General features: G+C 68.4%; 6 protein-coding genes. 3 read left to right on the forward strand and 3 right to left on the reverse strand.

The window, feature by feature from the left end; all coding sequences use genetic code 11:
* Positions 1-97 precede the first annotated feature (97 nt).
* Entirely contained in the window at positions 98-2962 is a 2865-nt protein-coding gene (locus ABB34_RS14280) for a M16 family metallopeptidase (RefSeq protein WP_057642046.1), read from the reverse strand.
* Between the two features lie 357 nt (positions 2963-3319).
* Between ABB34_RS14280 and ABB34_RS14285 the strand changes: the two genes are divergently transcribed.
* The 3 genes from ABB34_RS14285 to ABB34_RS14295 all read left to right on the forward strand — a co-directional run bounded on the left by ABB34_RS14285 (position 3320) and on the right by ABB34_RS14295 (position 4749).
* Positions 3320-3733 (forward strand): hypothetical protein, encoded by a 414-nt coding sequence (locus ABB34_RS14285; RefSeq protein WP_057642047.1) that lies wholly within the window; start codon positions 3320-3322, stop codon positions 3731-3733.
* A gap of 44 nt (positions 3734-3777) precedes the next feature.
* Positions 3778-4260, forward strand: a complete 483-nt coding sequence (locus ABB34_RS14290; protein ID WP_057642048.1) for a tRNA (cytidine(34)-2'-O)-methyltransferase — start codon at positions 3778-3780, stop codon at positions 4258-4260.
* 105 nt (positions 4261-4365) lie between these two features.
* Positions 4366-4749, forward strand: a complete 384-nt coding sequence (locus ABB34_RS14295; protein WP_057642049.1) for a YbjQ family protein — start codon at positions 4366-4368, stop codon at positions 4747-4749.
* Positions 4750-4770: 21 nt separating this feature from the next.
* Here the strand turns inward: ABB34_RS14295 and ABB34_RS14300 are convergent, their stop codons facing one another.
* Both ABB34_RS14300 and ABB34_RS14305 read right to left on the reverse strand, forming a co-directional pair.
* Positions 4771-5634 (reverse strand): PA4780 family RIO1-like protein kinase, encoded by an 864-nt coding sequence (locus ABB34_RS14300; RefSeq protein WP_057642050.1) that lies wholly within the window; start codon positions 5632-5634, stop codon positions 4771-4773.
* A 57-nt stretch (positions 5635-5691) separates the two neighbouring features.
* The gene (locus tag ABB34_RS14305) at positions 5692-6864 is read right to left on the reverse strand and encodes an acyl-CoA dehydrogenase family protein (protein ID WP_057642051.1); all 1173 of its coding nucleotides are present in this window, start codon (positions 6862-6864) and stop codon (positions 5692-5694) included.
* Positions 6865-7031 lie beyond the last annotated feature (167 nt).

Raw genomic sequence — 7031 nt, forward strand, 5'->3', positions numbered from 1 at the left:
CGCCAGCGGCGTGGGCGCTCCACCGCACGCGCGCCAGTGGCGCGCAAGCCGTGCGGCCTCGCCCCAAAGGGAGAGGCCCTTTCGGAGCTGCGTCGGCTTACTTGCTTGCCGGCACCGGGTTGCCGTCGCCGTCGATGACGACCACTTCGCCCAGCTCCAGCGCACGCACCGGTGCCTCGGTCTGCTTGAGGTCGCCGACCACTACCCAGGTCAGCTTCGCCGCATCCAGCGTCTTCGCCGCCTCGGCCACCTGCGCCGGGGTCATCGCCTCGATCTCGGCCTTGCGCTTGAACACGTAGTCGTCCGGGCGGTCGTAGCGGACGATGCCGCCGATGGTGTTCATCACTGCGCTGGCGGTTTCATACGCACCGGGCAGGCTCAGGGTCTGGATGTTGCGGATGCGCGCGACCTCGGCGTCGCTCGGCGGGCGCTGGCCGCTGGCGAACTGGCTGATCTCGGCTTGCATTTCCTTCAGCGCGTCGGCGGTCTTGTCGATCTGCACCGGCGCGATCGCCATCCATGTGCGCTGGCCGAAGGCCCCGCCGGCCGTCGAGCGGGCGCCGTAGGACCAGTGCTTGTCCTCGCGCAGGTTCATGTTCAGGCGCGAGGTGAAGTCGCCGCCGAGCACGCCGTTGGCGATGTCGAAGCGGGTGGCGCCGGCGTCACGGGTCGAGGGCACCACTTCGCCGGCGAACAGGTTGGCCTGCACCGCGCCGGGCTGGTCGATCAGGTACACACGGGCCTTGTCCGGGCGCGCGACATCAACCGGCGCGGGCACCTGCGGCGCGGCGCCCTCACCCTTCCAGTCGCCGAGCTGGCGGTCGAGCAGCGGCACGATCTCCTTCAGCGTGGTGTCGCCGACGACGATCAGGGTGGCGTTCTCCGGGCGCACCCACTCCTTGTGGAAGGTCACCAGGTCGTCGCGGGTCAACGATTCGATCGCCGCCTCGTCGCCGCTGCCGGTGAACGGGATCGCATACGGGTGGCCCTTGCCGAACAGCAGCGGCCCCAGCACGCGCAAAGCCATCGCATTCGGCTGCACCTTCTCCTGCTTGATGCCGGCGATCCAGGTGGCCTTGATGCGGTCGATCTCGCCCTGGTCGAAGCGCGGGGCGCGCAGCACGTCGGCGTACAGCGCCAGCGATGGCGACAGGTTCTCCTTCAGCGCCGACAGATAGACGTTGGCGCCGTCCAGTGAGGCACCGGCGCCCAGCCGCGCGCCCAGTGCATCGGCGGCGTCGGCGAAGGCCAGCGAGCCGAGCTTGCCGGCGCCTTCGTCGAGCATGCCCATGGTGAAGTTGGCGGTGCCCGGCTTGCGGCCCTGGTCGGCGGTGAAACCACCGGCGAATTCGTAGCTGAACTGCACCACCGGGATGTCGTGGCGCTCGGCCAGGATCACCCTGGTGCCGTTCTTCAGCGTGGCGCGCTGCAGCTGCGGGAACTTCAGCTCCGGGAAGCTGGCGGTCTGCGGCACGCCGGCGCTGCGGTCCACCTGCGAGGGCAGCACGCCGTACTTGGGATCGACCGCCGGCACTTCGAACGGCGCCGGCTTGGCCGAGGGCAGTTCGTCCAGCGCCACGCGCTCGCCCGGCTCGACCACCAGGGTGTGGTCGCCCACACCCAGCCACTTGGCGCCCACCGCCTTCAGGTCGTCGATGCTGGCCTTGTCGATGGTCGCCAGCGAGGTGCGGAAGCAGCCCGGGTCGCCTTCGTACACCGCGCATTCGGCCAACGCGTCAGCCTTGCCGCCGAAGCCGCCGATGCGCTCGATGCCGCGGATGAAGCCGGCGCGGAACGCGGTCTTGCCGCGCGCCAGTTCGTCGGCGCTCGGGCCTTCGGCGATCAGCTTCTTCAGTTCCTCGTCGATGATCGCCTCGACCCTGGCCGGGTCCACGCCCTGCTTGACCGTGGCCATGATGATGAAGTTGGAGCCCAGCTGCGACGGGCCGACCATCGTGCCGATGTTGTCCACCAGCTTTTCCTGGTGCAGCAGGCGCTGGTCCAGGCGCGAGGACTTGGCCCCGCCCAGTACCTGCGAGAACAGCTGCAGCTGGTCGATGTCGGCGGTGCCGACCTGCGCCACGTTCCAAGCGCGGTAGATGCGCGCCTGCGGTACCTTGTCGGTCATCACCTCGCGGGTGGATTCCGGGCGCTGGCCGACGTTGACCGCCGGCTGCGCCATGCTCGGGCCGGCCGGGATGTCGCCGAAATACCTGGCGACCTTCTCCTTGGCGGTGGCCACGTCGATGTCGCCGGCCAGCACCAGCACCGCGTTGTTGGGGCCGTACCAGGTGCGGAACCAGGTCTTGACGTCGTCCAGCGAGGCGGCATTGAGGTCGTTCATCGAGCCGATCACGCCGTGGTGGTACGGGTGGCCGGCCGGGTACAGCGCACGGGTCAGCTTGTCCCACACCTGCCCATAGGGCTGGTTCTCGCCCTGGCGCTTCTCGTTCTGCACCACGCCGCGCTGTTCGTCGAGCGCGGCCTGGTCGATCGCGCCGAGCAGGTGGCCCATGCGGTCGGACTCCATCCACAGCGCCATGTCCAGCGCGGTGGTCGGCACGTTCTGGAAGTAATTGGTGCGGTCTGTGTTGGTGGTGCCGTTCTGGTCGGTGGCGCCGACCTGCTTGAACGGTTCGAAGAACTCGCCGTGGTGGTTCTCGCTGCCCTGGAACATCAGGTGCTCGAACAGGTGGGCGAAGCCGGTGCGGCCGGCGGGCTCGTCCTTGGCGCCGACGTGGTACCAGATGTTGACCGCCACGATCGGCGCCTTGCGGTCGGTGTGCACCACCACGCGCAGGCCGTTGGGCAGGGTGAACTCCTCGAACGGGATATCCACGGCGGACGCGGCGGCAGCCGGCCGGGCCTTGGCCGCGGCGGTCAGCGGGGTGACGGCGAAACCGGCGATGGCGGTGCCCAGCGCCACGGCGAGAAGGGCGGTACGAGGTGCGGCTGCGTTCATCCCACTGTCCTTGAGTAATGAAGGTGAACGCTGATCGTACCCGTCACGCGACCGGGGCGGCATGCGTCAACGGTAATGGGGGAGGTCGCGCAGGCGCGCTGCCTGTCCGCGGACAGCGGCCGGCTGGCCGCAGTGTCCGGACAGCGGACACTTTCGTCTCGATCAAATTCCTTGTATTTCAACAAGATGCGATTGGCACACATCCTGCGTAAAGGAACCCTGCCTCCAGGCGATTCCGAATGATCATGACTGGATGCTGAACAAATAGACGAAAAGCAGGAAAGTTCTTGCACTTCGATGTTTAGTGTTTTACTTTACTACCACACCACATTTCACAAACACCAACGAGGTCATGCCATGAACGCCAAGTCCATCGCCATCGCGCTTGCCATCGCCACCACCGGTTTCGCCGCCACCGCGCAGGCGGCCGACATCGTCACCCTGGAAACGGTGCAGGTGCGTCCTTCCGCCGACCAGCTGGCCCAAGCCGAACGCGAACACAGCAGCAACATCCCGACCCTGTCGATGGTGCAGGTGCGCCCGAGCGTGGGCCAGATCGTCGAACTGGCCGCCGAGCAGGCCGCGATGCAGGTGGTCGCCGGCTCGCCGCTGGCCATCGGCGCCAGCGTCGGCCAGTGGGTGGTGTCGCTGCCGGCCATCACCGTGCGCCCGGACGCGCAGCAGGTGCAGGCGCTGGCCGCCGCCACCGCCAAGGCCGCCCTGAACGGCGACAGCCTCGGCCAGGTCGCCCAGGGGATGGTCGCCAAGTGAGCCGCCGCGCAGAGCGGGAGGCGGCCGCGGCGTAAACTTCGCCGATGACCGCCGCCTCCCCCGTTTTCCACGTCCTGCTCTACCAGCCCGAGATCCCGCCCAACACCGGCAACGTGATCCGGCTCTGCGCCAATACCGGCGCGCACCTGCACCTGATCGAGCCGCTCGGCTTCGACATCGACGACCGGCAGCTCAAGCGCGCCGGCCTGGACTACCACGAATACGCGCGCATGCAGGTCCACCCGGACCTGGACACCGCGCTGGCCCGCATCGCCCCCGCCCGCCTGTTCGCCCTGAGTACCCGCGCCAGCGTGCGCTACGACAGCGTGCGCTTCGCCGACGGCGACGCCTTCCTGTTCGGCCCGGAAACCCGCGGCCTGCCGCAGGAACTGCTGGACGCCCTGCCCGACGGCCGCCGCCTGCGGCTGCCGATGCAGCCGGACAACCGCAGCCTCAACCTGTCCAACTCGGTCGCGGTGACGGTGTTCGAGGCCTGGCGCCAGCATGGGTTTCCCGGCGCGGCGTGAACCGCGCGGGGCCCGCGGAACGCGCAGGCCGCTTCCGGCGGATTGGAAACCGGCACCGCATGCTCCACCATCAGGCGCTGGATGCCGGCCAACCGAGGTGACCCCATGAGCGACCCGTACAACTCCTCTTCAACCCGCATGGCAGCGGCGGTATTGAACGACACGATGGTGACCACCGCGCCGGAACTGCCGGGCCACCGGATCGTGCGCAACCTCGGCCTGGTGCGCGGCATCACCGTGCGCTCGCGCTCCATCGTCGGCAACTTCCTCGGCGGGCTGCAGACGATCTTCGGCGGCAACATCAGCATCTACACCGAACTGTGCGAGCAGGCGCGCGAGGAAACCTACCGGGACATGGTGGCCCACGCCCGGCAACTGGGCGCCAACGCCATCGTCGCCGTGCGCTACGACGCCACCGAGTTGATGAGCGGGCTTACCGAGGTGCTGTGCTACGGCACCGCGGTCGTGGTGGAACCGCGGCAGGACTGAGCAGCGGCTGGCCGTTGCCGCTCAGTAACCCTCTTCCGCGGCCGCCGCCTCGCGCCCCTGCTGGCGGATCAGGGCTTCCTCGCGGGCATCGTTGATGGCGTGGCGGACGCCGTCCAGGTCGACCGCGCCCATCTCCGGGGTGAATTCACCGGTCAGCACCGTATCCGGCCGCAGCTCGCCGGCCTCGAACAGCTCCCACATCTCCTCGCCGTACCAGGTATCCAGCAGCTCCGGCGCCGAGCGTCCCAGCCAGGCGGTGAGGTTGTTGACGTCGCGCAGCAGCATCGTACGCGCGGCGTTGTTGCCGGCGGCGCTGACCACCTGCGGGAAATCGATGACCACCGGGCCATCGGCGCCGACCAGCACGTTGTAGGCCGACAGGTCGCCGTGGACCAGCCCGCAGCACAGCATCAGCTTGACCTGCTGCACCAGCACCGCGTGGAACCGGCGGGCCTGTGCGGCATCGAGTTCCACCTCGCCCAGGCGCGGGGCGCTGAAGCCTTCGGCGTCGGCGACCAGTTCCATCACCAGCACGCCGTGGAAGAAGCCGAACGGCTCGGGCACGCGCACGCCGGCCTCGCGCAGCTGGTACAGCGCGTCGACCTCGGTGTTCTTCCACGCCACTTCCTGCTGCCTGCGGCCGTACTTGCTGGCCTTGCCGATGGCGCGCGCCTCGCGCGAGCCGCGCACCTTGCGCCCTTCCTGGTATTGCACGCGCTGCTGGAAACTGCGCTGGGCCATGTCCTTGTAGACCTTGGCGCAGCGCACCTCGTCGCCGCTGCGGACGACGTAGACCGCCGCCTCCTTGCCGCTCTTGAGCGGGCGCAGCACTTCGTCGATGACGCCGTCGTCGATCAGGACCTGCAGTTGCGGGGGTGTCTTCACTATGTTCCGGCAAGGCGATGGGCGGCCCGCATTGTCGCCTGCGGGCCGCCGCGTCGGTCAGAATGCGTTGATGCCGGTCAGCTCGCGGCCGATCACCAACTGGTGCACGGTCTCGGTGCCCTCGTAGGTGATGACCGACTCCAGGTTCAACGCATGGCGGATCGCGCCGTGCTCGGTGGTGATGCCGGCGCCGCCAAGCAGATCGCGGCATTCGCGGGCAATGTCTATTGCCATGCGGCAGTTGTTCCACTTGGCCAGCGACACCTGCTGCGGCAGCAGGTCGCCAGCGTCCTTCAAGCGGCCCAACTGCAGGGCGAGCAGCTGTCCGGTGGTGATGCGGCGGGCCATTTCGGCCATCTTGATCTGCGCGCTCTGGGTGGCCGCGACCGGGCGGCCGAACAGGATGCGCTCCTTGGTGTAGGCCAGCACTTCCTGCAAACAGGCGATCGCCGCGCCCACCGGGCCCCAGCTGATGCCGTAGCGGGCCTGGGTCAGGCAGCCCAGCGGGCCCTTCAGGCCCTTCACGTTGGGCAGGCGGTTGCCGTCGGGCACGCGCACGTTGTCGAAGAACAGCGCGCCGGTGGACGAGGCGCGCAGGCTCATCTTGTGCTTGATTTCCTGCGCGCTGAAGCCCGGCGTGCCCTTCTCGACCACGAAGCCCTGCACGCCGTCGTCGGTGTTGGCCCAGACAATGGCGATGTCGGCCACCGGGCCGTTGGTGATCCACATCTTGGAGCCGTTGATGACCCAGTCGCCGCCGTCGCGCACCGCGCGGGTCTTCATGCTGGCCGGGTCGGAGCCGCCGTGCGCCTCGGTCAGGCCGAAGCAGCCGATGACCTTGCCGCGCGCCATGTACGGCAGCCAGCGCAGGCGCTGCTCTTCCGAACCATAGGCGTAGATGGGGTACATGCACAGCGAACTCTGCACGCTGACGAAGCTGCGCAGGCCGGAATCGCCGCGCTCCAGCTCCTGGCAGATCAGGCCGTAGCTGACGCCGTTGAGGCCGGCGCCGCCGTACTGCTCCGGCAACGAGCTGCCGAGCAGGCCCATATCGGCGATCTCGGGGACCAGTTCGGTCGGAAAGCGGCCCTGGTCGAAGCAGTCGCCGATGATCGGCAGCACCCGCTCGTCGGTGAAACGGGCGACGGAATCCTGCACCGCGCGCTCTTCCTCGCTCAGCAGCGAACGCACGTCGAACAGATCGTAGGGATTCAGGGTTTTCAGGCTCATTACCGTCTCGTGCAGTGCCATCGTGGCGGGTGTGGAAAGTTCATCGACAGCGGCTGAAAGCCCCTCTCCCACCGGGGTTCGAGGAGCCGCTTGCGAACCACTGGTTCGCGGCTCCCCGAACGCCCTTGCGCTGCCGCAAGGGCCGGGGCGCGGAGCGGGGGTTGGGG

Source organism: Stenotrophomonas daejeonensis, from assembly GCF_001431505.1.
In the GTDB taxonomy this organism is placed as follows: Bacteria; Pseudomonadota; Gammaproteobacteria; order Xanthomonadales; family Xanthomonadaceae; genus Stenotrophomonas; species Stenotrophomonas daejeonensis.

Bases quoted from the DNA above. Each gene is read 5' to 3' on its own strand.
- ABB34_RS14280 (WP_057642046.1), bottom strand. From the start codon at position 2,962: ATGAACGCAGCCGCACCTCGTACCGCCCTTCTCGCCGTGGCGCTGGGC.
- ABB34_RS14285 (WP_057642047.1), top strand. From the start codon at position 3,320: ATGAACGCCAAGTCCATCGCCATCGCGCTTGCCATCGCCACCACCGGT.
- ABB34_RS14290 (WP_057642048.1), top strand. From the start codon at position 3,778: ATGACCGCCGCCTCCCCCGTTTTCCACGTCCTGCTCTACCAGCCCGAG.
- ABB34_RS14295 (WP_057642049.1), top strand. From the start codon at position 4,366: ATGAGCGACCCGTACAACTCCTCTTCAACCCGCATGGCAGCGGCGGTA.
- ABB34_RS14305 (WP_057642051.1), bottom strand. From the start codon at position 6,864: ATGAGCCTGAAAACCCTGAATCCCTACGATCTGTTCGACGTGCGTTCG.